This window comes from Bacillus sp. NPDC094106 (assembly GCF_044764345.1).
GTDB lineage: Bacteria > Bacillota > Bacilli > Bacillales > Bacillaceae_G > Bacillus_A.
In genome coordinates, this window is sequence record NZ_JBIWHY010000010.1 from 165152 (window position 1) to 188844 (window position 23693).

26 protein-coding genes and 1 pseudogene are annotated in these 23693 nt (G+C 37.5%); 15 read left to right on the top strand and 12 right to left on the bottom strand.

What is annotated here, in order from left to right; genetic code table 11:
* Positions 1 to 30: 30 nt before the first annotated feature.
* The gene (locus tag ACIQ7L_RS16355) at positions 31 to 1020 is read right to left on the bottom strand and encodes an NAD(P)/FAD-dependent oxidoreductase (protein ID WP_400570559.1); all 990 of its coding nucleotides are present in this window, start codon (positions 1018 to 1020) and stop codon (positions 31 to 33) included.
* A gap of 465 nt (positions 1021 to 1485) precedes the next feature.
* On the opposite strand from ACIQ7L_RS16355, the gene ACIQ7L_RS16360 reads away from it, so the two are divergent.
* Entirely contained in the window at positions 1486 to 2694 is a 1209-nt protein-coding gene (locus ACIQ7L_RS16360; protein WP_400570560.1) for an NAD(P)/FAD-dependent oxidoreductase, read from the top strand.
* 511 nt (positions 2695 to 3205) lie between these two features.
* Here the strand turns inward: ACIQ7L_RS16360 and ACIQ7L_RS16365 are convergent.
* Positions 3206 to 3640, bottom strand: coding sequence for a DUF5391 family protein (locus tag ACIQ7L_RS16365; protein ID WP_400570561.1), 435 nt, complete (start codon positions 3638 to 3640; stop codon positions 3206 to 3208).
* A gap of 258 nt (positions 3641 to 3898) precedes the next feature.
* Here ACIQ7L_RS16365 and ACIQ7L_RS16370 point away from each other — a divergent pair, with 258 nt between their 5' ends.
* The 7 genes from ACIQ7L_RS16370 (at position 3899) to galU (ending at position 10668) form a co-directional block, all read left to right on the top strand.
* The gene (locus ACIQ7L_RS16370; protein ID WP_400570562.1) at positions 3899 to 4393 is read left to right on the top strand and encodes an NUDIX domain-containing protein; all 495 of its coding nucleotides are present in this window, start codon (positions 3899 to 3901) and stop codon (positions 4391 to 4393) included.
* A 17-nt stretch (positions 4394 to 4410) separates the two neighbouring features.
* Positions 4411 to 4728 carry a YuiB family protein gene (locus tag ACIQ7L_RS16375; protein ID WP_400570563.1) on the top strand — a complete coding sequence of 106 codons (318 nt, stop codon included), beginning with the start codon at positions 4411 to 4413 and terminating at the stop codon, positions 4726 to 4728.
* An 85-nt stretch (positions 4729 to 4813) separates the two neighbouring features.
* Entirely contained in the window at positions 4814 to 5440 is a 627-nt protein-coding gene (locus ACIQ7L_RS16380) for a 3D domain-containing protein (RefSeq protein WP_400570564.1), read from the top strand.
* Between the two features lie 69 nt (positions 5441 to 5509).
* Positions 5510 to 5884 carry a DUF309 domain-containing protein gene (locus ACIQ7L_RS16385; protein WP_400570565.1) on the top strand — a complete coding sequence of 125 codons (375 nt, stop codon included), beginning with the start codon at positions 5510 to 5512 and terminating at the stop codon, positions 5882 to 5884.
* Between the two features lie 76 nt (positions 5885 to 5960).
* Positions 5961 to 7445, top strand: a complete 1485-nt coding sequence (locus ACIQ7L_RS16390) for a leucyl aminopeptidase (RefSeq protein ID WP_400570566.1) — start codon at positions 5961 to 5963, stop codon at positions 7443 to 7445.
* Positions 7446 to 7843: 398 nt separating this feature from the next.
* Positions 7844 to 9568 carry a phospho-sugar mutase gene (locus ACIQ7L_RS16395; protein WP_400570567.1) on the top strand — a complete coding sequence of 575 codons (1725 nt, stop codon included), beginning with the start codon at positions 7844 to 7846 and terminating at the stop codon, positions 9566 to 9568.
* A gap of 212 nt (positions 9569 to 9780) precedes the next feature.
* On the top strand, positions 9781 to 10668 hold the full coding sequence (gene galU, locus ACIQ7L_RS16400) for a UTP--glucose-1-phosphate uridylyltransferase GalU (RefSeq protein ID WP_400570568.1): 888 nt from the start codon (positions 9781 to 9783) through the stop codon (positions 10666 to 10668).
* 36 nt (positions 10669 to 10704) lie between these two features.
* Here the strand turns inward: galU and ACIQ7L_RS16405 are convergent, their stop codons facing one another.
* Positions 10705 to 11298: a biotin transporter BioY gene (locus ACIQ7L_RS16405; protein ID WP_400570569.1), complete on the bottom strand. Its 594-nt coding sequence runs from the start codon at positions 11296 to 11298 to the stop codon at positions 10705 to 10707.
* Positions 11299 to 11348: 50 nt separating this feature from the next.
* The gene (locus ACIQ7L_RS16410; RefSeq protein ID WP_400570570.1) at positions 11349 to 12092 is read right to left on the bottom strand and encodes a DUF3298 and DUF4163 domain-containing protein; all 744 of its coding nucleotides are present in this window, start codon (positions 12090 to 12092) and stop codon (positions 11349 to 11351) included.
* Positions 12093 to 12184: 92 nt separating this feature from the next.
* Between ACIQ7L_RS16410 and ACIQ7L_RS16415 the strand changes: the two genes are divergently transcribed.
* Complete coding sequence (locus tag ACIQ7L_RS16415) at positions 12185 to 12568, top strand: hotdog fold thioesterase (protein ID WP_097899111.1); 384 nt, start codon at positions 12185 to 12187, stop codon at positions 12566 to 12568.
* A 40-nt stretch (positions 12569 to 12608) separates the two neighbouring features.
* Here the strand turns inward: ACIQ7L_RS16415 and ACIQ7L_RS16420 are convergent, their stop codons facing one another.
* The 3 genes and pseudogenes from ACIQ7L_RS16420 to ACIQ7L_RS16430 all read right to left on the bottom strand — a co-directional run bounded on the left by ACIQ7L_RS16420 (position 12609) and on the right by ACIQ7L_RS16430 (position 15189).
* The gene (locus tag ACIQ7L_RS16420; protein WP_400570571.1) at positions 12609 to 13985 is read right to left on the bottom strand and encodes a glycine--tRNA ligase; all 1377 of its coding nucleotides are present in this window, start codon (positions 13983 to 13985) and stop codon (positions 12609 to 12611) included.
* Between the two features lie 89 nt (positions 13986 to 14074).
* Positions 14075 to 14206 carry a hypothetical protein gene (locus ACIQ7L_RS16425; protein ID WP_400570572.1) on the bottom strand — a complete coding sequence of 44 codons (132 nt, stop codon included), beginning with the start codon at positions 14204 to 14206 and terminating at the stop codon, positions 14075 to 14077.
* A 258-nt stretch (positions 14207 to 14464) separates the two neighbouring features.
* Positions 14465 to 15189 (bottom strand): annotated as a pseudogene (locus tag ACIQ7L_RS16430) (DNA alkylation repair protein).
* 113 nt (positions 15190 to 15302) lie between these two features.
* On the opposite strand from ACIQ7L_RS16430, the gene ACIQ7L_RS16435 reads away from it, so the two are divergent.
* Entirely contained in the window at positions 15303 to 15764 is a 462-nt protein-coding gene (locus tag ACIQ7L_RS16435; protein ID WP_400570573.1) for a hypothetical protein, read from the top strand.
* A gap of 118 nt (positions 15765 to 15882) precedes the next feature.
* On the opposite strand, the gene ACIQ7L_RS16440 is transcribed toward ACIQ7L_RS16435, so the two are convergent.
* Positions 15883 to 17208, bottom strand: a complete 1326-nt coding sequence (locus tag ACIQ7L_RS16440; protein ID WP_400570574.1) for an ArsB/NhaD family transporter — start codon at positions 17206 to 17208, stop codon at positions 15883 to 15885.
* Positions 17209 to 17487: 279 nt separating this feature from the next.
* On the opposite strand from ACIQ7L_RS16440, the gene kapD reads away from it, so the two are divergent.
* On the top strand, positions 17488 to 18111 hold the full coding sequence (kapD, locus tag ACIQ7L_RS16445; RefSeq protein ID WP_400570576.1) for a 3'-5' exonuclease KapD: 624 nt from the start codon (positions 17488 to 17490) through the stop codon (positions 18109 to 18111).
* 40 nt (positions 18112 to 18151) lie between these two features.
* Here the strand turns inward: kapD and kapB are convergent, their stop codons facing one another.
* On the bottom strand, positions 18152 to 18535 hold the full coding sequence (gene kapB / locus ACIQ7L_RS16450) for a kinase-associated lipoprotein KapB (protein ID WP_400570577.1): 384 nt from the start codon (positions 18533 to 18535) through the stop codon (positions 18152 to 18154).
* Positions 18536 to 18694: 159 nt separating this feature from the next.
* On the opposite strand from kapB, the gene ACIQ7L_RS16455 reads away from it, so the two are divergent.
* From ACIQ7L_RS16455 to ACIQ7L_RS16465, 3 genes are all read left to right on the top strand, one after another.
* Positions 18695 to 19273 (top strand): DJ-1/PfpI family protein, encoded by a 579-nt coding sequence (locus ACIQ7L_RS16455; RefSeq protein WP_400570578.1) that lies wholly within the window; start codon positions 18695 to 18697, stop codon positions 19271 to 19273.
* A gap of 22 nt (positions 19274 to 19295) precedes the next feature.
* Complete coding sequence (locus ACIQ7L_RS16460) at positions 19296 to 19472, top strand: hypothetical protein (protein WP_170958225.1); 177 nt, start codon at positions 19296 to 19298, stop codon at positions 19470 to 19472.
* 69 nt (positions 19473 to 19541) lie between these two features.
* Complete coding sequence (locus ACIQ7L_RS16465; protein WP_400570579.1) at positions 19542 to 20084, top strand: superoxide dismutase family protein; 543 nt, start codon at positions 19542 to 19544, stop codon at positions 20082 to 20084.
* A 35-nt stretch (positions 20085 to 20119) separates the two neighbouring features.
* Here ACIQ7L_RS16465 and ACIQ7L_RS16470 read toward each other — a convergent pair whose 3' ends face one another.
* Positions 20120 to 21271 (bottom strand): MalY/PatB family protein, encoded by a 1152-nt coding sequence (locus ACIQ7L_RS16470; RefSeq protein ID WP_400570581.1) that lies wholly within the window; start codon positions 21269 to 21271, stop codon positions 20120 to 20122.
* 114 nt (positions 21272 to 21385) lie between these two features.
* On the opposite strand from ACIQ7L_RS16470, the gene ACIQ7L_RS16475 reads away from it, so the two are divergent.
* Positions 21386 to 21637, top strand: a complete 252-nt coding sequence (locus tag ACIQ7L_RS16475) for a DUF1871 family protein (protein ID WP_335360308.1) — start codon at positions 21386 to 21388, stop codon at positions 21635 to 21637.
* A 68-nt stretch (positions 21638 to 21705) separates the two neighbouring features.
* Here the strand turns inward: ACIQ7L_RS16475 and ACIQ7L_RS16480 are convergent, their stop codons facing one another.
* The gene (locus ACIQ7L_RS16480) at positions 21706 to 22545 is read right to left on the bottom strand and encodes an alpha/beta fold hydrolase (protein ID WP_400570582.1); all 840 of its coding nucleotides are present in this window, start codon (positions 22543 to 22545) and stop codon (positions 21706 to 21708) included.
* 112 nt (positions 22546 to 22657) lie between these two features.
* On the bottom strand, positions 22658 to 23620 hold the full coding sequence (locus ACIQ7L_RS16485) for a 2-hydroxyacid dehydrogenase (RefSeq protein WP_400570583.1): 963 nt from the start codon (positions 23618 to 23620) through the stop codon (positions 22658 to 22660).
* Between the last annotated feature and the right edge of the window lie 73 nt (positions 23621 to 23693).

Below are 23693 nucleotides of genomic sequence, written 5' to 3' on the forward strand. Positions count from 1 at the left end.
AAATTGTGCCTTCTTTATCATATCTATACATTAAAACATACTAGAACTATGCATTGGCTGCAGTTTTGCATTTGGATCGAAGTAAGCTTTTGCATTGTTTACTGCTGTTGGTGCTTCACCAAAGCCACATGCAATGAGTTTTACTTTTCCTTCATATGTACAAACGTCACCAGCTGCATAAATGCCAGAAATATTTGTTTCCATTTTAGAGTTTACAACGATGCTGTTCTTTTGAATGTCTAAGCCCCAGTTTTTAATTGGACCAAGGGAAGAAACAAAGCCGTAGTTTACGATGACATCATCAACGTCAATGACAACTTTCTCTTCTGTTTTGACATGCTGCAGAACAACTTGTTCAATTTTGTCTTCACCAATGAGTTCAACTGGAACGTATGGCGTTTTTACCTGTGCGCGAGAATTCATTAAGTTTTCTACGCTATGTTCATGAGCGCGGAATTTATCACGGCGATGAACGATTGTAACTTGGTCAGCGATTGGCTCTAACATCATTGTCCAGTCTACCGCAGAATCACCGCCACCAAATACAACGACGCGTTTTCCAGCGAATTTGTTCATATCATCAACAAAATAGTGTAAGTTTTTCTTCTCAAATTTTTCTACACCGTCTAATTCTAAACGGCGTGATTGGAAAGCGCCGTTACCAGCTGTAATAATGACAGATTTAGAATAGTGTGTTTGTTTATTTGTTACAAGCTTAAATACGCCATCAGCTTGTTTTTCAAGTGTATCCACTGCTTCTTCTAAGCAAACGGTTGGATCAAACTTTTTCATTTGCTCTTTTAGGTTGTTCACCAATTCTTGAGCGCGTACTTTCGGAAATCCCGCAACGTCATAAATATATTTCTCAGGGTATAGTGCGGACAATTGTCCTCCAAGCTGTGGTAAGCTCTCAATAATTTTTACACTTGCCTGTCTCATTCCGCCATAAAACGCTGTAAATAGTCCTGTTGGACCTCCACCAATAATCGTTATGTCGTAAATTTCTTGATTTTCTGTCACTATTTATGCCCCCTTATATATGGAATTTGGATATTGATTCCATATATTTTTCATATGTATACGAAAATCCTGCAAATGATTGTACTTCATTTAAATGATAGCATATTTTAGTTCATAATATGTAAGAAAACGACGGAATTGTGTGTAAGCTTTTGCATAGATTAGTTAGAAAGAGGTATAAAATATCTCGGTAGGAAAATACATGAAATATAGGCTAAAAAACCCTTGAAAACGCTATGTTATTTTAAAATAATGATAATTCTCTAGGTGCTTGAATTATGAAATGAAACCGACTAATATAGGAAAGTATTATGTTAATTTTTTAGGACAAATTTCGTAATTTTTTTTGAATACGTTTTGTTGTAATTGAGAATGTGATGAATTCCACATTCTTGACAAATTGAGTGTTTAGCACTTTGGTCTTATTTTTTCATTACTATTAATAAAGAAAAGGGTTGTGATTCAGTGAAAACTCCAAAAATCGTAGTTTTAGGTGCAGGTTATGGCGGGATGATTACGACTGTTCGTCTACAAAAAACATTATCTGTAAATGAAGCTGAAATTACGTTAGTAAACAACAACAGCTATCACTACCAAGCAACTTGGTTACATGAAAGTGCAGCTGGCACATTACATCATGATAAAATCCGTCTCGACATTAAAGACGTTATTGATACAAATAAAGTAAACTTTGTACAAGATACAGTTGTAGAAATTAAAGCAGCTGAAAAACGCGTTATCTTAAAAAATGGTGAGTTAGAGTATGATTACTTAGTAATCGGTCTTGGTTTCGAGTCTGAAACATTTGGTATTAAAGGACTAAAAGAGCATGCATTCTCTATCACTAACATTAATGCAACTCGTCAAATTCGTGATCATATGGAATATAAGTTCTCTCAATATGCGACTGAAAAGCGTGATGAGTTAGTAACAATCGTTGTTGGCGGTGCAGGATTTACAGGTATCGAGTATGTAGGGGAACTTGCAAACCGTATTCCTGAACTTTGCAAAGAGTATGATGTTCCACGTGAAAAAGCACGTATCATCTGTGTAGAGGCTGCTCCAACAGCACTTCCTGGTTTTGATCCAGAATTAGTTGAGTACGCTGTAAAACAGTTAGAGAAAAAAGGCGTGGAATTCCGCATCGGTACAGCAATTAAAGAAGCGAATGAAGAAGGCATTTTAGTTGCAAATGGTGACGATGTTGAGTTACTTAAATCTGAAACTGTTGTTTGGGCTGCTGGTGTTCGCGGTAACGGCATTGTGGAAGAGTCTGGCTTTGAAGCGATGCGCGGACGTATTAAAGTTGATGAGTATATGCACGCTCCAGGTCATGAAGAGGTATTCATGGTTGGTGACGCAGCGTTAATTATTAATGAAGAAAATAACCGTCCATACCCACCAACAGCACAAATTGCAATTCAACAAGGTTACAACATTGCGCATAATTTATCTGTGTTAATTCGCGGTAAAGGCGAAATGAAGAAATTCGTATTTGATAACAAAGGTTCTGTATGTTCATTAGGACATGACGATGCAATGGGCGTTGTTATGGGTAAAAAGCTAACGGGCTGGAAAGCTTCATTCATGAAGAAAGTAATTGATAATCGTTACTTATTCTTACTTGGTGGACCTTTATTAGTTCTTAAAAAAGGTAAATTGAAGTTCTTTTAATATATAAATATAAATGAAAAAACCTTTCTTTTTTGATGGAAGAGAGCATCCAGCCATGTGTAGAAGCGGTCAGGGCCTTTTCCTACCCCATGCCATGTTAAAACAAAGGGAGTAAACGAGTGGAGATCCACTTTTGTTTTCACAGCCGTGTTTTATCCCGCATTAACGGGCAGTAATACTCCCACCTCAAAATTCGGCGAAAGCATTGTCCAGCTCTAGCGGCTAGAATCTCCGGTCGTTTCGCCCCCTCGGACGAGGCAAAAAGCTCCTCTCTGTCGGGGGCTCCAACGTCCTGCGATTCTGAGCAAGCCGCTTCCGCTTTTCTAAAGAAGTAAGGTAGGAGATAAACTGCCCGTAAAAGCCCGATTGGTGAGGGCTAATAATCCGTGGGGGATGAAGAAAACCCTCACGGATTAAAGTTTCACTTTATATGTTGGAAAATCAAAAGAGGTATATAGTAGAAAAAAGCAGAAACGGCTAGGAGTCGTTTCTGCTTTTTTAAATTTCTATTTTATTGTGCATCCAGTGTATAAGTAGAAGTTCTTTTTGAGCGAAAAGCAACAAAAAACCAAATTACATTTGTGATTGATACCGCTGCGCAAAGAATGATGACTCCTAAGAAAGAGGAGGCGTTATAGTCATTTGCACGTATTGTAATAAATACGACTGCAAGTATCACAAGATTTACGAATAGCCCCATAACGCAAAGAAAAGCCATAATGAATTGTATTGCCTTCACTCCTCCTATATAAAGAAGTAGAGGTACGATATAAAATAGTAAAATCATGCCGATTGATTTCCACATGCCTAAAGAGTTAAATGTATTTGCATTAGGTCCTAAATCAGCAAGTGGTGAAAGTGAAATGGCAACTAAGACAGAGCAGAAGAGTAATGCGGAAACGAATGTTACAAATACAATACTGGACTTTTTTGATTGATTTCTCATTTTACTTTTTACTCCTTTCGCAATGAATAGGTGTGATGTAATATTCAAGGAAGAATTTTGAAGGAATTCGAGACCTTTCTACAGGAAAATAATACCTTATATTCCCATTATATAAAATATACGGAAATTATAGAAGGGTAGAAAGAAACGTAGTAATTGAGAAACAAGGAAGATTATATTATTCTCACTGAAAAATATAGTATAATATATAAAAAAGAATGAATATTCTGTCCGTTCAGGCGAAAGGGGTTTTACATCATGGGGAAACGCGGGAATGTTTGGTTAGCTGTAAGTGGACTTGTAGTTACAAAAGATGGTCGATGGCTCTTTGTAAAGAAAAAATACGGCGGGTTAAAAGGAAAGTGGTCGTTACCAGCTGGTTTTGTAAATGAAGGAGAAACAATTGATCAAGCTGTTAAACGTGAAATTTTAGAAGAAACAGGCATCGTTGCACATGTAAAAGGAGTGATTGGTATTCGCTCTGGTGTCATTCGTGATGAGATCAGTGATAATATGATTATTTTTCTGCTGGAGCCAGAGGGAGAAGAGGTTACGGTTCAAGAGAAGGAACTGTCTGAAGTAGCTTTTTTACATCCGAAAGATATCGCGTATGGTCAAGATGCTTCTATATTAGTTCGGCACTTACTTGAAGGGAATACAGAACCGCTTCTTGAGATGGAAACAACTTTAAATCCAGGAGAGCAATTTGGATATACATCGTATCATGTGTTTACGGCAGGAGATAAGAAATAGAAGGAGAGGGGAAAGGATTGAGTATCCCGGTATTACTTATTTCAATGATGTTGTTTTTTATACTTTTCTTTGGAATTGGTTTTTTGCTCAACATGATTTTACGTGCGACGTGGGTGATGGTTGTCATCTATCCGATTGTTTGTATGCTTATCATTAACAAAGCAAGTGTGTGGGATTATTTTTCAAAACCGAAAGAAACATTCTCTTCATTTGGAACAAGTGTATCGCATCTTGGACAAGCTGATCTTTTTATTTTATCGACTGGATTTATAGGAGCGATTTTAGCAGGAGTTGTGATAAAGAAACTTCGAAAAAGTGGATATCAAATGTTTTAGTCTCCAAGCCGTTTGGAGATTTTTTTTTGCATATTTCTTTCTCGTATAGGGAATGACTAACGATGAAGGAGTGTGGAATATAAAAATGTTAAAACGATATGGTATTCGCATTATGATGACTTGTTTACTTGTAGCAGCATTATGTGTGACGTGGCAAGCATTCACAGGAGTTTCTTTAGTAGATATTATAAAAACATATAAAGAAAGAGATGTAAAAGAAGTACATGCAGCTGAAATGAAAAAACAAGTTGTTCCGAATAAAGAAGTGATAAATGCTTTAGAACAGGCAAATGACTGGTCGAAATATCGTGTTATGGAAATGACTGCAACTGGTTATACGTCGGGTGCCGAATCAACAGGAAAAAGCCCTGGGCATCCAGAGTATGGTATCACGTATTCAGGTGTAAAAGCGAAAAGAGATTTATATTCTACAATCGCAGCAGATTTACGAGTATTCCCAATTGGGACCATTCTTTTTGTACCAGGTTATGGGTACGGTGTTGTCGCGGATAAAGGCGGCGCTATAAAAGGAAATCGACTTGATTTATATTATGATACTGTTCAAGATGTATATAGCCAGTGGGGCAAGAAAAAGGTAAATGTATATGTAGTAAAAATGGGAAATGGTAAATTATCAGAAGATCAGTTAACGATGCTGAACCAAGATGAAACAATGCAAGTATTCCGTGGTCAATATTTGAAACAGAGATAGTCTAGTGTGATTAACACTGGACTTTTTAATTTGTCCTGTTTCACAATATAAGAAAAACGGGGTGCGACAGTGGAAGATTATCCTTTTGCGTATTATGAGTTTTTTGTGAAATATAATGAAGGAGATTATTATACGTGCCATGATTTGCTTGAAGAAATGTGGCTGGAAGAGCGGAGTAATTTATTCTTAAAAGGCTTATTGCAAATGGTAGTTGCTCAGTATCATTACAGTTATGGAAATGTAAAGGGAGCGCGCCTTATGATGGAAGTGGCAGAGCAATATTTGACGCCATACTGCCCTGTGCATTGGAACTTAGATGTAGAAGAAGTCGTAATATTTGTGAAAGAGTGCCGAAAAATAATACCTGAAAAAATAGAGAACGTTCCATATGAAAGAATACATGAACTACCATCGTTACCTGAGTTTCTTATCTATATGAAATGAAAGAGAAGTTAGAATTATCGCATTTCCGAAAAAATACAGTTATAATGAAAGATAGAGAAATCTAGGGGGTTTGAATATGTTTCAAGTACAAAAAGAATTAGCAAGCCATGAAGCAGTTATTGTTGCCTTATTCGAAGAAGAGAAAGCGAGCAGCTTTGTACAGGAATTAGACAAAGCGTTTGAAGGACAATTACAAGTTCTATTAGAAGAGAAAGAACTTAGTGCAAAGAAAAAAGCCATTTCAAAAGTGCATAGCTTAGGAAAAACAAATGTAAAGCGTTATTACTTTGTTGGTCTTGGAAAAAAAGAAGCATATACAACAGAAACATTACGTGCTGCACTTAGTAAGGCATTTAAAACGTTACAATCTGCCAAAGTACAAGATGCTGCCATCTTACTTGATTCGTTCGTAACAGATAAATTAGACGCAATTGATGTTGCACATGTTGCAGCTGAAGTACATTGCCTTGGTACATACGAATTACAAACATATAAAACGGGTAAAAAAGAGAGCGTAGAGCTAGAAAAACTTGCCGTTATTACAGCGGAAGATGCAAAAGAAATCGAAGCTGCATTAATGGTTGGATATGTACACGGACGTGCTACAAACTCAGCTCGTACACTTGTAAATATGCCGCCGAACATGTTAACTGCAACAACGCTTGCAGAGTATGCAGTTGAGTTAGCGGAAAAATACGATATGGATTATAAAGTGCTTGAGAAAGAAGAAATGGAAGAACTCGGTATGGGTGCATTACTTGCCGTAAACCAAGGTTCTACAGAGCCGCCAAAAATGATTGCTCTTATTTATAAAGGAAAAGAAGAGTGGACAGATGTTATTGGCTTTGTTGGAAAAGGAATCACATATGATACAGGCGGTTATTCTTTAAAACCACGTGAAGGCATGGTTGGTATGAAAGGTGATATGGGCGGCGCTGCAGCAGTTCTTGGTGCAATGGAAATTATCGGGGAACTTCGTCCAGAGCAAAACGTGGTTGCTGTTATTCCATCAACAGACAATATGGTAAGTGGTACAGCATTTAAACCAGATGATGTGATTACATCTATGAGCGGTAAAACAATTGAAGTATTAAATACAGATGCAGAAGGTCGTCTAGCATTAGCGGATGGTATTACGTATGCGAAGAAACTTGGTGCAAACTATCTTGTTGATGTTGCAACATTAACAGGCGGTGTCATCGTTGCACTTGGAAACCATACAACGGGTGCGATGACAAACAATGAAACATTGTTTGAACAAGTATTAGAAGCATCAATGGAAACGGATGAGCCAATTTGGCAATTACCGATTTTTGAGCGTGATAAAGAGCGCGTTCGTAACAGTAAATTTGCAGATTTAAATAACTCACCGGGCCGTGAAGGTCATGCAGTAATGGCAGGAACATTCCTTGGTGAATTTGCAGAAGAAACACCATGGGTACACTTAGATATCGCTGGAACATCTGAGACAAAGGGTGCACATGATTTAGGTCCAGCTGGAGCAACAGGTGCAATGGTTCGTACACTTGCAACACTTGTTGAACGTTTTGGGGAAGAATAAGAGGATTGGAAAGGGCAGCTAAAATAGCTGCCCTTTTTTATATAGTTCTTCCGATAATCTCCATTCTTTTCATCTTTGTCTGAAGTATATATAAATCCATTTTAATGTTTCGACATCTAAATCCCTGCTATGCAGAATGAAAAGTAACTCACGCTCGTTTGCTCTTTCTGTTTTTACTTCGCATGTGGCAGAAAAAGGCCCTGACCGCTTCTATACATGGACAGATGCTCTCTCCCGCCTAAAAAGAGGGGGGGTATGTTGGCTTTTTAATTGATACATATATAGGATTAGTATATACAAATCACAACAGTAAAATCCTGCTAGATTTCAAAATGTATTGAGATACTTGCTGTTTTTTTCATATAATGAAGGTATGACACGCGAGAGGAGATAAGAGAATGGATTGGAAAAAAGAATATAGTCGCTGGCTTTCATATGCAAACTTAGATGCAGAATTAAAAGAACAGCTAGAAAATATGAAACAAGATGAAAAGAAAATCGAAGATAGCTTCTATAAAAACTTAGAGTTCGGTACAGGTGGTATGCGCGGTGAACTTGGTGCTGGTACGAATCGTTTAAATGTGTATACAGTTCGAAAAGCGACAAAAGGTTTAGCGCACTTTATTGAAAAATTAGGTGAGGAAGCGAAGAAGCGCGGCGTTGTCGTAGCGTATGATTCCCGTCATAAATCACCTGAATTTGCAATGGAAGTAGCAGCTACACTTGGAGCACACGGTATTACAACGTATGTATTCGAAAGCTTACGCCCAACGCCAGTACTTTCTTTCGCAGTTCGTCATTTACATACAGTAAGTGGAATCGTTCTTACGGCGAGTCATAATCCACCTGAGTACAACGGATATAAAGTATATGGAGAAGATGGTGGACAATTGCCTCCAAAAGAAGCAGACGAGTTAATTAGTTACGTAAACGCAGTCGAAGATGAATTAACAGTCGAAGTTGCTGATGTGGAGCAATTAAAAGCAAATGGTTTATTACATATCATTGGACAAGAAGTAGATGACGCATACTTCGCAGAGTTAAAAACAATCATCATTAATAAAGAAATGGTACAAAAGGTTGGTAAGGACTTGAAAATCGTCTTTACGCCATTACACGGAACATCAAATATTCCAGCACGCCGAGGTTTAGAAGCAGTTGGATTTACAGATGTAACAGTTGTAAAAGAACAAGGGTTACCAGATCCGAACTTTTCTACAGTAAAATCGCCAAATCCAGAAGAGCATGCAGCGTTTGAACTTGCGATTCGTGATGGTGAAAAAGTGGGAGCAGACGTGTTAATCGCAACAGATCCAGATGCAGATCGTCTTGGTGTTGCTGTTCGTAATCATGCTGGTGAGTTCCAAGTGTTAACGGGCAACCAAACGGGTGCGTTAATGCTTGATTATTTATTATCACAAAAGAAACAAAATGGTACACTTCCAGCAAACGGTGTTGTGTTAAAAACAATCGTAACTTCTGAAATTGGTCGTACAATCGCAAGGGCTTACGGTTTAGATACAGTGGATACATTAACAGGATTTAAATTTATCGGTGAGAAAATTAAGCAATATGAAGAAAGTGGACAATATGAATTCCAATTTGGCTATGAAGAAAGCTATGGCTACTTAATTCGTCCATTCTGCCGTGATAAAGATGCAGTTCAATCTGTATTATTTGCATGTGAAGTAGCAGCGTATTATAAATCACAAGGCAAAACATTATACGATGGTTTATTAGAGGTGTTTGCGAAATACGGCTTCTTCCGTGAAGATCTTGTATCTTTAACGTTAAGAGGAAAAGATGGTGCTGAGAAAATTGAAGAGATGATGGCATCATTCCGTGAAAATCCACCGAAAGAAGTAGCTGGTTTAACAGTGACTTCAGTAGAAGATTATAAAGCAAGTATTATCACATTACTAAAAGATGGAAGTAAGGAAGAGATTCACTTACCAAAATCAAATGTGTTAAAATATCAATTGGCAGATGGTTCTTGGTTCTGCTTACGTCCATCTGGAACAGAACCGAAAATCAAGTTTTATTTTGGTGTGAAAGATGATTCCTTACAAAATAGTGAACAAAAGTTACTCACTATTAAAGAAGACGTTATGAATCGTTTATAATAAAATAGATAGTTATTTCCATTAGTGGAAGAGAAAGAGGAGAACGGAGAACGACCTCCTCTTTTCTTATACCAAGAAGAAATCCGCAGGAAAAAAGAATTGATGTGGTATACTGTCTGTAACATTTCAATTACTGAGGGCGGAGTATCAACTTTCGTATACGAGTAAGGAAATATAGTTTAAGGATTAGAAAAGAAGAGAGGGTATTTGTTATGAAAAAAGTGAGAAAAGCGATTATTCCAGCTGCTGGATTAGGAACACGCTTTTTACCAGCAACAAAAGCAATGCCAAAAGAAATGCTTCCAATTGTAGATAAGCCAACGATTCAATATATTGTAGAAGAAGCAGTGGCATCTGGAATTGAAGATATTATTATTGTTACTGGTAAAGGAAAGCGCTCTATCGAAGACCATTTCGATAATGCATTTGAATTAGAACAAAACTTATTAGAGAAGAAAAAATATGAATTACTTGAAAAAGTACAAGCTTCTTCAAAAATGGTAGATATTCATTATATCCGTCAAAAAGAACCAAAAGGATTGGGACATGCTGTTTGGTGTGCACGTAAGTTTATTGGTGACGAGCCATTTGCTGTTTTACTAGGTGATGACATTGTCCAAGCCGAAAAACCATGCTTACGTCAGTTAATAGATGAATATGATAAAACATTATCATCTGTTATTGGTGTTCAAACGGTTCCAGAAGCGGAAACACATCGTTATGGAATCATTGACCCGTTAGAGCAAGATGGTCGTCGTTATCAAGTTCGTAACTTTGTTGAAAAGCCACCACAAGGCACAGCACCTTCAAACTTAGCTATTATGGGACGTTACGTTTTAACACCAGAAATTTTTATGTTCTTAGAAGAACAACAAATCGGGGCTGGTGGCGAAATTCAATTAACAGATGCGATCCAAAGTTTAAATGAAATTCAACGCGTATTTGCTTATGACTTCGAAGGAAAGCGTTACGATGTTGGAGAAAAATTAGGATTTGTTCAAACGACAATTGAAATGGCGCTTCAGCATGAAGAATTACGTGAAGACATGCTTGTAATGATGAAGAAAGTTTTAGACGAACAAACGAAAAAAGAATCATAATACAAAAAGGAGCTGCATAAAGCAGCTCCTTTTTCGTTATGATAGTGTAGAATGAGAATGCTGATAAGCAGAACGACGAATTGCATAGTATATGCGAGGTGCAATAATAACACCGATAATTGTAAAGATTATATCCTTAACCGCGAACCACATCATAATTGTCCAAGCCGCTTTGTAACTCATATTTCCGCCCATCCACACGTTTACAGCCATATACATATAAGTCGTACCAATGATATAAGTTAAAATAATTCCCGTAAAAGATGCAATTGCAAATGTACCGAATTGTGGTTTTTCTCTTTGTTCTACTAGTTTCCCTGATACGTAAGCAACAATAATGAATGCGATAATAAAACCACCAGTAGGATCTAAAAGTGCTCCAAATCCAGCCTTGAAATTTGCAAAAATCGGTGCTCCTGCAACTCCAACAAGCATATAAACCGTCATAGATAAGGCCCCAAGTCTACTTCCGAGAAGAAGACCAGCTAAAATCGCGAAAAATGGCTGCATAGATAATGGAACACCAGCTACTTGTAAAAATGGTGCCCATGATACGATATTCGCACCAATCGCCATGAGCGCAACGAACATGGCAGCTAGTGCTAAATCTAAAGCGCGTAATTGCTTCATAATGTTAACCTCCAATTGTTATTTGGTTAACATTATCGTAGCGAATCCATTTATTTGTTGTCAATCAAAATGTTTTGATAATTAGGCTTTAGTGAATCCCGGAGTAATGTGTATGGAATACGAAATTGCGGAATCCCGCTGGAATAAGGCGCGATTTCATATAAAGGAAAATAGATAACAAGATGATCTGGTTCTAAAAAGTATTTGAATTTTTTTGCGCTCATCACTTTTTCGGCTGCATCTGGAAAATAGATACGTTCATTTTGCTTAATTTGTCTAACGATTTCTGTACGGATGATATCTTTATAAGTACTATCTTTTTGAAATAGATCATCTAAATGTAAGAGCTTCTTTTCATTCAAATCAAATGTACTTGCTTTCCAAGTATATAGTCCATGTGCTCCGCCCGTGTATTGATAATAATTTACATATAAGCTAACTAAAGAGGGCTTTTGTAATGTTACTTTATAGTCAACATTTGCGACATATGGATGAAAAGGAGCACCAGATTCTTCAGCTTCTTTATAGTATTTCTTCGCTTCTTTCGCTAATGCTTTTTTAAAGTGATCTATAGATTGTTCGTAGTATGTATTTAACTGATTTTGAAATGTTGAATCAGAAAAATGATGAAAGGAAGGTCTGTTAATTTGATATTCTAGATAAGGCTTCTTACCTTTTTGTGTAACAGTATTAATGTCGATTGTCAGGTTAGAGGCTTTGGCTGCATCCGTACAATTTGGTACAATAGTAAGCAAGGAGAACAAAATAGTTAGTATAGTTAATTTCTTTTTCATGTAAATAAAACCTCCTTGTAAGTGTTATGGATAGTTTGAAAATAAACAGGGAAAATTATACATTTTTTTAATGGAGAGAAGGGGGAAGCGACATGCCAAAAACATTAATGGACACACTTGGAATTGAGCTGTTAGAAATGACAGAGGATAAGGTAGTGGCTACAATGCCAGTAGATGGACGCACTCATCAGCCGTTTGGTTTTTTACATGGAGGTGCATCAGTTGCATTAGCAGAAACTGTAGCAAGCGTTGGAGCATATAATTTAATTGACCAAGAAAAATGCATTTGTTTTGGACTTGAAATTAATGCGAACCATATTCGTTCGAAACGAGATGGAATCGTAACAGCAATCGGTACGCCAATTCATAAAGGACAAACAACGATGGTTTGGGACGTGCGCATCATTGATGAAAATGATGATTTACTGTGCATTTCAAGATGTACAGTTGCAATTAAAGAAAAGCGTGAGAAATAAAGAAAAGGCTGCTCCGTGAAGGGCAGCCTTTTTCTATAAATTAGAACTGAATTTTCTTCTCTAAGAAGCCTTTTAGTTCGCTAATTGGCATGCGAACTTGTTCCATTGTGTCGCGGTCACGTACTGTAACTGCTTTGTCTTCAACTGAGTCGAAGTCATATGTGATACAGAATGGTGTACCGATTTCGTCTTGGCGACGGTAACGTTTACCGATAGAACCAGTTTCGTCAAAGTCTACCACGAAGTCTTTTGCAAGTTCTGCGAACACTTCCCCAGCGCCCTCAGATAACTTTTTAGATAGTGGTAAGATTGCTGCTTTATATGGTGCTAAAGCAGGGTGGAAACGAAGAACTGTACGAGAGTCGTTTTCTAATTGTTCCTCTTCGTATGCATCACATAAGAATGCTAATGTTACGCGGTCTGCGCCTAGAGATGGCTCGATGCAGTATGGTACGTAACGTTCGTTCGTTTGTGGGTCGATATAGTTAAAGTCTTCGTTAGAATGTTCCATGTGACGTTTTAAATCGAAGTCTGTACGAGATGCAACGCCCCAAAGTTCGCCCCAGCCGAATGGGAATTTGAATTCAATATCAGTTGTTGCGTTACTGTAGTGAGATAACTCTTCTTCACCGTGGTCACGAAGGCGCATGCTTTCTTCGTTCATACCAAGTGATAGTAACCAGTTTTTACAAGTGTTACGCCAGAATGTGAACCACTCTAGGTCTTCACCAGGCTTACAGAAGAATTCAAGCTCCATTTGTTCGAATTCACGTGTACGGAATGTGAAGTTACCAGGCGTAATTTCGTTACGGAAACTTTTACCGATTTGGCCAATACCAAATGGAAGTTTTTTACGCATAGAGCGTTGTACGTTTTTGAAGTTTACGAAAATACCTTGTGCTGTTTCAGGACGAAGGAAGATTTCGTTTGTGCTAGATTCAGTAACACCTTGGAATGTTTTAAACATTAAGTTGAACTGACGAATTTCTGTGAAGTCTTCGCTACCGCAATCTGGGCATTTTACTTCGTGTTCTTTCATTAATCCAGCCATTTGATCGAAAGTAAGACCATCAACGATCATTTCGATACCTTTTGCATCTAAAGCATCTTCAATTAATTTGTCAGCACGATGGCGCGCTTTACATTTTTTACAGTCGATCATTGGATCGTTAAAGTTACCAACGTGACCAGAAGCTATCCAAGTTTTTGGGTTCATTAAAATCGCTGCGTCTAAACCAACGTTGTATGGAGATTCTTGAATGAATTTCTTCCACCAAGCTTTTTTAACGTTATTTTTTAATTCGATACCAAGTGGACCGTAATCCCAAGTGTTTGCAAGGCCACCATAAATTTCAGAACCAGGGAAAACAAAACCGCGATGCTTCGCTAAGTTTACAACTTGTTCCATTGAATACATAATAAAATCCTCCTTTTAAAAGTTAACGTATTGGCGATGACAGAGTGTACTTGTTGAACGACAATTTTTTGAGAAAGCCGCTTTTGCTTTTAAATAGCTCCAGCTCCAGCGGCTAGAACAGTCGGTCGTTTCGCTCCTTCCTGTGAGGCAAAGAACGCCTCTTCGTCAGGAGCTCCAACGTCCTCCTGTTCTAAGCAAGCCGCTTTCTCTTTTAAATACAAAAAAACGCTCGTCCCAAGGCATATTTGCCTAGGGACGAGCGTTTGCCCGCGGTTCCACCCTAGTTGATGTGTGTAAACACACAACCACTTTATCACGTATTGCTCGAGACTGCCGCTTCCTCGCTTTTTCAGGCTTTCACTATCCCTGAATCGCTTTTGGTGCAAGTACTTATAAGTCCGTCATCGCTACTATATTTAATAATAATGACCATATTCTATCACGTTCCTTTTTAAATCACAATAGAGGAACGAGCGTATCTATGATAGAGTTTCGCCGATTTTACTATTCTTTATTCTAATGGAGCGCTCATTGCGGTGCGAATATGTTTGATTGCTTCTCGTTTGCTTAAGGGAGAAAGTTCGTGGTTTTGCACATATTCCCATACGACATGTGGGCTTGTTTTTGCATATTCGCGAAGTACCCAGCCGATCGCTTTTTGAATGAAAAATTCTTTTGAAGACTTAAGTTGTCCAATAATCGAGAAGAGAAGTTTTTCATCGGTTTGTTGTTTGTACTTGAGCTGGAATAAGATTGCAGCACGCTGTAACCATATATTTTCTGAAGCAATCCATTTTGGAATATAGGTGGAAATCATCTCTGGATGTTTCAAGAAGATGCCTCCTAAAAAGGTAGGAACAATGCCATCAACGGAATCCCACCATGACTTCGTTACAATAAGTTCTTCTAAAAACGGAATATGAGTCTCATCGAGATATTTTTTATATTTCTGTAATATGTCGAGAGAGACTGCTTGAAATTCCCTTTCTGGTAAAGCCCAAAGTTCACGGATGACAATTTGTAAATCCTCTTTTTCTGGAAGGTTATGTACTTGTATGACTTCACGTAATAGCTTTCTTCTTTCTGGTGATTGAATACCGAGAAATGGGAAGTGGTTTTTCATATAACGAGCCATTGGTTCTGCTTTTTCAGGATTTTGATGTGCTAGAAAATGTTGCTGCAAAGCGTTTACAAATGGGTGCATGAATGTGTTCTCCTTTCCTATTCTTGTTCATATTATACAGGGGAGTAAGAAAAATTTGAAAATATGAGAAATAGAGATGTGAAATATGATGGGGATAGAAAGGGGAGAAAACGATGGAGGATCAAAGTATATTAGCAAGTTTCTTTGCACTTAGTTTTGCTTCTATTTTTATTGCTTTAATTTGGGCAGTTCTTGCATATGTACTAACTGCATTTGCGCTTTATACGATGGCAAAAAATGACGGTGCTGATGATGGGGTTCTAGCTTTTATTCCATTTTTAAGTGCTAAGATATGGGGGGATTTAGCGAAGGAGAAGTTACCTGACTTTTTGAAAGAAGAAGCGGGATGGAAAGTGTTTGGTATATATGTTGTTTGTTTTATTTTGAAATTCATCCCAATACTGTGCCTTTTAGCTGGAGCAGTCGTACTTGTTTTATCCATTTATCTGATATATGCCGTTTTGGAAAGATATAGTACGAACGCAGTCCTTTTTACCATTATTCATGTCATAACATTTTCTATTTTTTTACCGATTCATTTATTTCTCATTCGAAACGAGCCAACGAAATATTAGAATCTACTAAAGATAATCATGTTTATTGTTGAACGTTTAATATATGAAAAGGGCTATCGCATGTGGCGATAGCCCTTTTGGATCGTGATTCTAAGCGAGCCACTTTCGCTTTTTATGATTACATTAAGTAACGTAGATAAATATAAACGTGAGAAATGATTAATGACACAATCATAATTGGGAAACCGACTTTTAAGAAGTCTATGTAGCTAATTTTATGCCCTTCGCGGCTCGCGATTCCTGCTACGATTACGTTAGCAGAAGCACCGATTAATGTTCCGTTTCCACCTAGGCAAGCTCCTAATGCTAATGACCACCATAGTACATCGACTTGTACATCAGAAGGTGATAGACCAAGACCAACTGCCATATCGTTAATAAGTGGAATCATTGTTGCAACGAATGGAATGTTATCAATTGTTGCTGATGCAATACCGGATACCCATAAAATAAGGATAGATGCGTAAGAAATATCTCCACCTGTTAAACCAATTACTTTTTGAGCTAACATTTTGATAAGTCCGATATCAATAAGCCCACCAACGAGTACGAATAACCCCGCGAAGAAGAAGATTGTAACCCACTCTACATTAGCGAATATATCTTCAATTTCATGTTCTTTCACACCGATTAACATAAGTACAGTAGCACCGGTTAAAGCGATTACAGCAGCGTCAATGTGGAAAATAGAATGAGTCATGAAGCCGAGGATTGTAAGTCCAAGTACTGTTAAAGATTTTTTCATTAATACAGGATCTTTAATGTATTGTTTTTCATCTAAGCTCATTAATTTTTTTACTTGTACAGGATCAGCAATTAGTTGCTTACGGTACATAAAGTACAGCATGAATGCTACAACTGCAATGATGATTATTACGATAGGTGCTAGATTTAATAAGAAAGCATTGAAATCTAAGTGCTTATTTGCAGAACCAATCATAATATTTGGTGGGTCACCAATTAATGTTGCAGTTCCTCCGATATTTGAAAAAATAATTTCGGAAAGCAAATATGGAACAGGATTTACCTGTAAAATGCGCGTAATAGATAGAGTAACTGGAACAACAAGAAGTACTGTTGTTACGTTATCTAAAAATGCAGAACCAAGCGCGGTAAGCAAAGAAAGAGAAATTAAAATTTTAATTGGATTTCCGTGTGCTTGTTTAGCTGCTTTAATAGCAACATATTGGAATACGCCTGACTTACTTGTGATGTTTACTAAAATCATCATACCGATGAGCAGTGTGATTGTTCCCCATTCAATATGTTTTGTAAAAGCAGTGTGCAAGTCAACGACGCCAAAGATTACCATAAGTGCTGCACCAAGAAGTGCAATAACAGCACGATTAATTTTTTCTGAAATGATAATGGCATATGTAATTAAAAAAACTGCGATAGCAAAGAAATATTGCCAGTTTGCGATTTCTTGCGTTGTTTCGTGCAAAAACTTCATCTCCTTTCGGTTACCTTTCTTAGTGTGTCAAAAAGTTCTAGAAGAAACACACTTATCGCCATTATAAAGTAGAAAAATGTTGTATGTAAATGAAAGGGGTTATTTTGTCATATTTTCTATACAAATGAATTTTTCTTTTTTTCTGAAAATATTTGTGGTTATTTGACATATACATAAGATACATCCAATCTGAATGTTTAAAATGGAATTAGCATTCGAGCCTGTTCGTGTAGGAGTGTAAAGGAGACAGAATGATAAGGAAGGGATCGTATGGATGAACAACAATTTTTATTTTTAGATTTTGAGTTCACGATGCCTCAAAATCGGAAGAAGCCAAAAGGGTTTTTCCCGGAAATTATTGAGGTGGGACTCGTATCGGTTGTGAATTGTGTAGTGGAAGATACGTATTCATCTTATGTAAGGCCAGAAACTTTTCCAAGTTTAACAGATCGGTGTAAAAAGTTTTTGGGAATTCATCAGGAAGCAGTGGACGGTGGAATTTCTTTCTTGGAACTTGTTGAGAAACTTGTTCAGTATGAAAATCGTTGTCAGCCAACAACTGTAACGTGGGGAAATATGGATATGAAGGTATTGAAACATAATTGTGAAGCGGCAGGCGTTAAATTTCCATTTTCAGGACAATGTAGAGATTTATCGATGGAGTATAAACGATTCTTTGGGGAGCGAAACCAAACGGGATTATGGAAAGCGATTGAGGCGTATGGAAAAGTAGGGACAGGAAAGCATCATTGTGCGCTTGATGATGCGATGACAACATATAATATTTTTAAGCTTGTCGAAAAAGATAAAGAGTATTTAGTCAAGCCAGCTCCGCCGACATTAGGTGAGCTTATTGATTTTTCAAAGGTGTTAAAGAAAGTAAGTACACAGTAACGATCAAATTACAAAAGATGTAATTTGATCGTTTTGTTTTTTACAATTTATAATCTTGTTTTAATTGCTGAAGCGTTTGTAAACTACGCTGTGCAAACGGTGAATCATCTTCTGAAAATGAATTCATTTGTGCTTCTAATGCCGCCTTCAGAGATTCTTTATAATCCGGGATATCCCCTTCATATTTTTTTACCATTGTTTGCGGAATATTTGTTTGTTCGCGAAAAGCTAAAGCGCGTCGCTCATGGAAAAATGGTACATCCGCTTGTTTTACGTTATGTAGGTCCCCTTGCGTAGGATGTTTTAAAACAGCTAGTACTTTCACAAGGTAAGTTTCAGGGCGGCTGTTTGTAATCTCACCGATATACTTTCCTGTTTTATAAATACCAGTAACGATTTCTCCAATTTCAAATGTTTCTTTCATATTTTTCACCTCAATTTTATAGTAAGGAAAGAGTGAGCGGGAGTCAAAGAAATCATCTGTAAAGAATAACATTCCGCTGTGGGATGTTATTGAGAATATATGGGAGTTACACTATAATTTATGATGATATGACAGAAAATTCTGAAGTGTGTTGAGGAGATGAAAATATGTATTGTTTGCTTCGATGGCTTCACAGATATAGATGTATTTTTGCCGTGGGATTTACTAAACAGAGTAAGATTAGTCGGGAACATAAAAGATTGGGAGGTTAAACTTGTAGGAACAAAATCAGTACATACATCGGTGGCAGGTCTTACGATTCCTATGTCTGGAACAATTGATGATATTCAGGATTCGAATGCAGTTATATTTGCTAGCGGCCCAGGAGTACAACGGCTTATTTGTGATTCGGACTATTTAAATGAACTGAAATTAAACCTTGATAAACAGCTGATTGGCTCTATGTGTTCCGGTGCTTTAATACTTGGGGCACTCGGATTGTTAACGGGAAAAAGAGCGACTACTTATCCTACAGTGATGAAGCAATTATCGAACTATGATGTTCAAGTTGTGGAAGAAAGGTTTGTGAATATTGGTAACATCTCAACTGCTGCGGGATGTTTGGCCGCACAAGATTTAGTATCTTGGGTTATTGAATCACTTGTGGGAGAAGAAGTAGTGAATCAAGTATTAGAAAGTGTACAACCAGTAGGAGAAGCAGTCATACAAAAACTGTAGAAAAAACAAAGGAGTGATTTTTATGATGCCTTTATATTTTCCAGAAGATAAAACGGAATATATTATTCCAGGGATTGTTTGTTTCTTATTTATAATTGGTGCAATTGCAACTTGGCGTATGTTCATTCGTGTATCAAAACGAGAAGCAGATCGTTTGCAGAAGGTAGAAGAAAGGCTGCTAGCTGAAAAGAAACGCTGATTCGTTTTTGTATGTTTCCCTCTAAGCTCGGACAATCTAAGGGCAGAATGTATTTTGGAGGGAACTGTAATGAAAAAGCAGCTTTTATTTGTATGTTGTATGCTGTTTCTTATGGCAAGTTGTGACAAAGGACATCCAAAAGAAATCGATGTGAAATTATACAATGCTTCCGGTGATAAAGTTGGAACGGCAAAAGTGACTCAGCAAACAAGTGGAGTGAAAATATCGATTAATGCAGAGGGGTTTACACCGGGCACACATGGGTTACACATTCATGAAATTGGGGAGTGCAAAGCGCCTAATTTCGCATCAGCTGGTAATCATTTTAATCCAGAGAAGAAAAAGAAACATGGGCTTATGAATCCAAAGGGAGCAGAGAACGGTGATTTGCCGAATGTGATTGCTGATGGTTCCGGAAAGATTAAAGCGGAAATTGAAGCACCGCATATATCTCTTGAAGAGGGTAAAACGACGCTTCATCGAAAAGACGGGGCATCAATTATTATTACTGAAAACCCTGATGATGGTATGACACAACCTGTTGGAAAGTCAGGGAATCGAATTGCTTGTGGCGTTATTGTAGAAAAGGCATCAGCTACTAAGAAAAAGTAGAAGCTACCTTGAGACGGGTAGCTTTTTTCATTGGCTTATGAAAATGTATACCGAAGTCGGTTTAGAATTTCTTCTAGGACAGATCTTGGGCAACCGATATTAATTCGAATATGTTGTTCTCCGCCTGCTCCATATTTTTCACCTGGCTCGACGATAATTTTCCCCTTTTCTTCGAGTAATTTTGTTCGTTCTTTTTGAGAAAGATTCAAATGTGTACAGTCTACCCAGAGTAAAAAGGTACCTTCTGGCTGGATGACGGAAAGGGCAGGGATATGTTTTGCGATAAATTCACAAGCAAACCGAGCATTTTCTGCTATATATAAACGAATTTCTGTTAGCCATTCATTACATTCCGTGTAGGCGCTTTGCATTGCTGTGTAAGCAAGTGTATTTAATCCGTGAAGTCCTTGTCTTTGCTGCACAGATGTAAAGGCGTGGCGGATTTTTTTATCTGGAATAATAATGATGGATGCTTGTAATCCAGCGATATTAAATGTCTTACTTGGTGCCATACAAGTGATGGTGCGCGCTGCTAATTGCTGAGACAATGAAGCAAACGGGGTATGTGTATGGTCTGCGAAAATAATATCTGCATGAATTTCATCTGTAACAACAGTTACATTGTATGTTTCACATAGTGCTCCAAGTTTTGAAAGCTCCTCTTTTGTCCAAACACGGCCAACGGGATTATGCGGACTGCAAAGAAGCATCAGTTTTACTCCTTGTTGAAATTGTGCTTCCAAATGTTCAAAGTCCATTGTGTATGTGCCGCCTTGTAAAAGCAATGGGCTTTCACATAAATGACGCTTGTTTGTTGTAACCATGTCAAAGAATGGCGGGTAAATAGGTGGTTGTACAAGTACAGATTCACCTTCGTTTGTTAAAGCTTGTACGCTTGCACTAAGAGCAGGAACAATACCGGCACTAAATACAATCCACTCCTTTTTTATTTCCCAATTGTATTGGCTTTTCGTCCAATGACAAATTGTATCTATGATTTCTTCTGACGGTATTGTATAGCCGAAAATAGGGTGCTCAAGGCGTTTTTGTAGTGCGGTTTGAATGGGCATTGGTACTTCAAAGTCCATATCAGCAATCCAAGCATGAAGAAGTTCTTCATTTTTATATGTATCCCATTTTGTACTATGGGTTCCACGGCGATTTACCGTTTTTTGAAATTGTTGCATAAGTTTGCTCCCCTTCTTTAAAAATGTTATTTTGTGAAAATTCCCTCTCTTCTTCTAGAATAGCTGATATGATACGATAAAGAAAAGAATTAAAGTGAAAAAGGCGGGAAGCAGATGGGTGCATATGAAAAGATGGTAGAGTTGGTGAAAAATTGGGATCCTTTTCAAATGGGGCCTGAATTTTATGAAACAGAAGCGAGCGATGTTGTGTACGTAGTAAGTGCGTTTGATGATCCGAAATATATTGCGAAAAAAATCCAGCATATTTACTTCATGTCGTTTGAAGAGGTGCCAGCAATAGAAAAATGTGAGAAGTTAGCAGAGGAGTTACTTCTATTAAAAGAAGGCGGAAGTTGTTCATTGTAGGCTGTCGGAAGTTCCGACAGCCTTTCTTAGTAGGAGTATGATATATGTTAAAAACCGATGGATGGATACTATTGTGCTGAAAAGGCCATGATTTCCTCATAGACATGTTCTGGTTTTTCTTCTGGTAGTAAGTGCCCCACATTTTCGTATGAAATAAATTTAGAATTAGGCAAGTCTTTGTGCAGCCTGTGACCAATATGAACAGGAACAACCTGATCCTTCTCACCCCAAATGAGCAGGGTCGGAGTTTTGATTTCTCGTAATTCTGCTGGTGATAAATCTCCTTCCCGATCTCTTATCATTCGTGTTAAAGCAGGGAATATTCGATTATCATAAAAGGGAGCGGCGTAGCCTTTCATCATTTCATCGTCAATTAATGAATGGTCATGAACAACATTCATTAAGTTATGAACAATACCTCTTCGAATAATCCAATTTTTCACGTATAAATGGAAAAATGGTAAGTAAGAAGAATAAATGAGAGGTAAATTTGCGCGATGTAAATAGCTAGAGCTACAGAGTAAAATGGTCTTTGTAATTAAATCAGGTCGGATGTGATTGACATAGAGTGAGATTTGTCCGCCCATAGAATGGCCAACTAGTACAATATTGGAGAGCTTTAAATGCTCCACTAAATCGATAATGATAGTTGCTAAATTATGATAGGAATATTTAAATTGATTCGATTTATCACTTTTTCCAAACGGTGGTAAGTCAAGGGCAATCACTGTTCCTTCTTGTGCAAGTAAAGGGATTAATCGCCGATAACTAAATGAAGAAGAAAGAAATCCATGAACGAGTACGAAAGTAGGTCGTTCTTTTTTATTATTATGTTCATACAATTCGTAATGAACGGTAGTACCGCGAGTGGAAAAAGTGAAGTAAGGACATTCAGATTGATGTTTCATTTTTTGTCACTCCATTGATTTTTGTTCATATCATCTCCCAGTAGAAAAGGATTTATGTTAACAAAAAAAGGCAAGATGGAGGTCCATCTTGCCTTTTTTATTATGATAAGATTCATCCGCGGACAATATTAGGCGGTGTTTTTCCTTGTAACCCTGCAACTAAATTTTCTGCAGCGGTCATCGCCATTTGACGTCGTGTCTTTAATGTCGCAGATCCGATGTGCGGTAAAGTAACAACGTTTTGTAAAGATAAGAGCGGATTATCTTTTTCAACTGGCTCTTGTGTAAATGTATCGATGCCTGCTGCAAAAATTTTCTTTTGCTCTAATGCAGCGATTAATGCAGACTCATCTACTGTTTTTCCGCGGGAAGCATTAATGAAAACTGCTGTTTCTTTCATTAATGAAAATTCCTTTTCTCCAATGAGATGATAGGTTTCTTCTGTTAATGGAGTTAGGAGAACAATGAAATCAGATTGCTGTAGTAGTGTGTGTAAATCACAGTATGCAGCATCAAACTTTTGTTCAGCTTCTTCTTTACGGCGACGATTATAATAAAGGACATTCATATCGAATCCGAATTTCGCTCGTTTCGCAACAGCTTCTCCAATCCGGCCCATACCAATAATTCCAATTGTACTATGATGTACATCTAGTCCAAAGTGTTCCTTTGTAATTTCAGCATCCCAATCACCATTTTTCACATAAGAATCAAGCTCGCATATGCGGCGCCCAGCTGATAGCATCAGAGCGAAAACAAGATCAGCCACTGTATCATCTAATACATATGGGGTATTTGTTCCAATCACATTTCTCTTTTGCATTGTCTCTAAATCAAAATTATCATAGCCAACAGAAATGTTGCTCACAACTTGTAGATGAGGAGCTGCTTGTAACAATTCTTCATCGATTTTGGTACCGAAGTTAAGCAAGCCATGTTTATCTTGTATTTTCTCTAATAAAACTTCACGAGGTATTTTTTCATTACGATCCCACTTTTCATATTCACAATGCTCAGAGAGGTATGTTTCTACAAATTTTGGAACGCGTTCAGCAATATATACTTTTGATTTCACGGTTTCAGCCCCTTTCCTTTTTATTTTTACATAATTCTCTAAAAAAATCTTCTTTTCAAACACAAAAGAGTAT

Coding starts and splice junctions, on each gene's coding strand:
- ACIQ7L_RS16365 (WP_400570561.1), bottom strand. CDS start 3,640: ATGAGAAATCAATCAAAAAAGTCCAGTATTGTATTTGTAACATTCGTT.
- ACIQ7L_RS16370 (WP_400570562.1), top strand. CDS start 3,899: ATGGGGAAACGCGGGAATGTTTGGTTAGCTGTAAGTGGACTTGTAGTT.
- ACIQ7L_RS16380 (WP_400570564.1), top strand. CDS start 4,814: ATGTTAAAACGATATGGTATTCGCATTATGATGACTTGTTTACTTGTA.
- ACIQ7L_RS16390 (WP_400570566.1), top strand. CDS start 5,961: ATGTTTCAAGTACAAAAAGAATTAGCAAGCCATGAAGCAGTTATTGTT.
- ACIQ7L_RS16395 (WP_400570567.1), top strand. CDS start 7,844: ATGGATTGGAAAAAAGAATATAGTCGCTGGCTTTCATATGCAAACTTA.
- galU (WP_400570568.1), top strand. CDS start 9,781: ATGAAAAAAGTGAGAAAAGCGATTATTCCAGCTGCTGGATTAGGAACA.
- ACIQ7L_RS16405 (WP_400570569.1), bottom strand. CDS start 11,298: ATGAAGCAATTACGCGCTTTAGATTTAGCACTAGCTGCCATGTTCGTT.
- ACIQ7L_RS16410 (WP_400570570.1), bottom strand. CDS start 12,092: ATGAAAAAGAAATTAACTATACTAACTATTTTGTTCTCCTTGCTTACT.
- ACIQ7L_RS16415 (WP_097899111.1), top strand. CDS start 12,185: ATGCCAAAAACATTAATGGACACACTTGGAATTGAGCTGTTAGAAATG.
- ACIQ7L_RS16420 (WP_400570571.1), bottom strand. CDS start 13,985: ATGTATTCAATGGAACAAGTTGTAAACTTAGCGAAGCATCGCGGTTTT.
- ACIQ7L_RS16435 (WP_400570573.1), top strand. CDS start 15,303: ATGGAGGATCAAAGTATATTAGCAAGTTTCTTTGCACTTAGTTTTGCT.
- kapD (WP_400570576.1), top strand. CDS start 17,488: ATGGATGAACAACAATTTTTATTTTTAGATTTTGAGTTCACGATGCCT.
- kapB (WP_400570577.1), bottom strand. CDS start 18,535: ATGAAAGAAACATTTGAAATTGGAGAAATCGTTACTGGTATTTATAAA.
- ACIQ7L_RS16455 (WP_400570578.1), top strand. CDS start 18,695: ATGAAAATATGTATTGTTTGCTTCGATGGCTTCACAGATATAGATGTA.
- ACIQ7L_RS16460 (WP_170958225.1), top strand. CDS start 19,296: ATGATGCCTTTATATTTTCCAGAAGATAAAACGGAATATATTATTCCA.
- ACIQ7L_RS16465 (WP_400570579.1), top strand. CDS start 19,542: ATGAAAAAGCAGCTTTTATTTGTATGTTGTATGCTGTTTCTTATGGCA.
- ACIQ7L_RS16470 (WP_400570581.1), bottom strand. CDS start 21,271: ATGCAACAATTTCAAAAAACGGTAAATCGCCGTGGAACCCATAGTACA.
- ACIQ7L_RS16475 (WP_335360308.1), top strand. CDS start 21,386: ATGGGTGCATATGAAAAGATGGTAGAGTTGGTGAAAAATTGGGATCCT.
- ACIQ7L_RS16480 (WP_400570582.1), bottom strand. CDS start 22,545: ATGAAACATCAATCTGAATGTCCTTACTTCACTTTTTCCACTCGCGGT.